The sequence below is a fragment of the Streptomyces sp. SM1 genome, from assembly GCF_002910825.1.
Taxonomy (GTDB): Bacteria; Actinomycetota; Actinomycetes; order Streptomycetales; family Streptomycetaceae; genus Streptomyces; species Streptomyces okerensis.
The window spans coordinates 1-1,797 of sequence record NZ_NEUB01000628.1; the positions used below are offsets into that span (position 1 = coordinate 1).

The following is a 1,797-nucleotide window of genomic DNA, read 5'->3' on the forward strand; positions in this document are numbered from 1 at the left end:
TGGGGCTGCGCCGCCAGCCGAGCAGGTGACGGCGTACCCCGAGGGATGCCAGCAGCGAGTTCGTGGCCCGCTCGCCGAACTCGGCGAGCTCGTCGATGCTCTTCGCACCGCAGACGGCCGCGCAGGCACACATCAGCAAGATGGCCGTCAGCGAGTACCACCGGCCCCGGCGTGAGCGCGGATCCGGAACCGATTCGAGGTAGGGGCCCAGGTCAGCGATCCGGTCCGCGTCCAGCGGCCCCAGCTTCTCCAGCACGGCAGGGATAGGGGAAGATGCAACAGCAGGCACGGGACGTCCTCGTGATCATCTGGCTTCGACACCACAATGATCACGAACCCCCGTGCCTGCTCTGCTATCCGCCTCTACCGGCCTGATCGTCAACCCTCCACGCAAGCACGGAACTTGACGGAGCCCTGGTCTGTGCCGGCAACGCCTCCATCGCCGAAAACAGCAACCGCCGGTACGGCAGGTACGGCAGGTACGGCAGGTACGGCACCACGCGCTCGCGGTCCGACGAGCGCAGCACGGCGTTGATCTCGCGGTAGAAGCCCGACTCGCACGTGTACAGGTAGAGGGCCGAGATCGCGTGGGCCGACAAGGCGCCCACGGCCTCCCCGTACAGTGCGCCCGCGGACGCCGCCTCCGCGGCCTTCGTCTCCCCGAAACGGTTCGACAGATCGATATGCCGATCCAGGTGCGCGAGCACCCGCGAGACCGGGTCGACGGCCTTCCGGAAGTCCACCAGCGGCGTGTCGAACACCCCGGTGACGGGCGGCAGAACGAGACCCTCGTCCTTGACGCTGGTGAGCCGCTCCAGATACAGCTGGTGCAACTCCATCGTGGACGCGATGAACGCCCCCATCCGCTGTGCGACACCACCGTCCTTGGGCCCGCCGGCCCCGCCCGTCCCCTGGTCCCAGCCCTTCTGCGGCAGCCAGTCGACCGGCTCGGCCCCCACCACCGCCAGGGCGTTGTTCACCTGGGCGAAGTGGTCGCCCTCGCAGGTGGGGCGCGCACGCCCGCAGCCTGAAGAGGGTCGTCCAGCGGCTGGAGGAGAAGTACCCGGGAGTGCAGGTGCGTCACTTGGACCACGCCAATCCGGCCGCGCAGGGGGATCTGTTCTCGGCACACGTCGTTCTGGCGCCCCGTGGTCGAGCAGATCGTCGAGGAGATCCTCCGGGCGAAGCAGGACGCGGTGGAGGAGGACGACCGGGGGGGGTGGTGTTCGCCTACAAGAGACTCGCCAAGATCACCACGTGAGACATCCTCTTAGACACCTGAATGATCACGGATCCCGTGTCCGCTCTGTCGTCCACCCCAACCCGCGGCATCCTCACGCCAGTTGGGCGATCCCGGGAACTTGCGCAAGCCCTGGTCTCGTGGCGCGATATCGATACGCTATTCCGGTCTGGGAAAATACGTCGGACGCATACCGTCGGAGGACGCTTCCTGACCTTCGGAAGAGCATTTGGGAAGTTGACCCGGGGGCGGTCCTTCCGTACGCACTTCCCTACGCCTCAAGAAACTCCGGGAGGACGCGGGGTGGCCAGGTGCCGACGCTCAGGACGCCAAGGGAGTGCGCCCGGGAGACCAGAGCGGCCCGGTTCACGACCTGAAAATGACGGAGCATCAAACCGATGCGGTATTCGACACCTTGTCGGCTCAGATAAAGCAATGCCGCGAGCCGGGCGGTCGAGGTGCCGATCGCGACGCCTTCGAGGATGCGGACGTCCAGGGCGGCCAGCCGCCCGATGCCCGCACGGTCGGGGGACCCCCCGGCCGCCGGCCCCCGCCCC

At 67.6% G+C, this 1,797-nt stretch carries 3 protein-coding genes; all 3 read right to left on the bottom strand.

The annotated features are described in order from the left end of the window. Positions 1–256, bottom strand: a 256-nt coding sequence (locus tag B9S61_RS15950) for a transposase family protein (RefSeq protein WP_146064855.1), incomplete at its 3' end; no start/stop codon positions are given. 97 nt (positions 257–353) lie between these two features. After that, positions 354–980 carry a hypothetical protein gene (locus B9S61_RS15955; protein WP_258039678.1) on the bottom strand — a complete coding sequence of 209 codons (627 nt, stop codon included), beginning with the start codon at positions 978–980 and terminating at the stop codon, positions 354–356. 531 nt (positions 981–1,511) lie between these two features. Then, on the bottom strand, positions 1,512–1,797 hold a 286-nt coding region (locus B9S61_RS15960), incomplete at its 5' end, for a LuxR family transcriptional regulator (protein ID WP_103542858.1).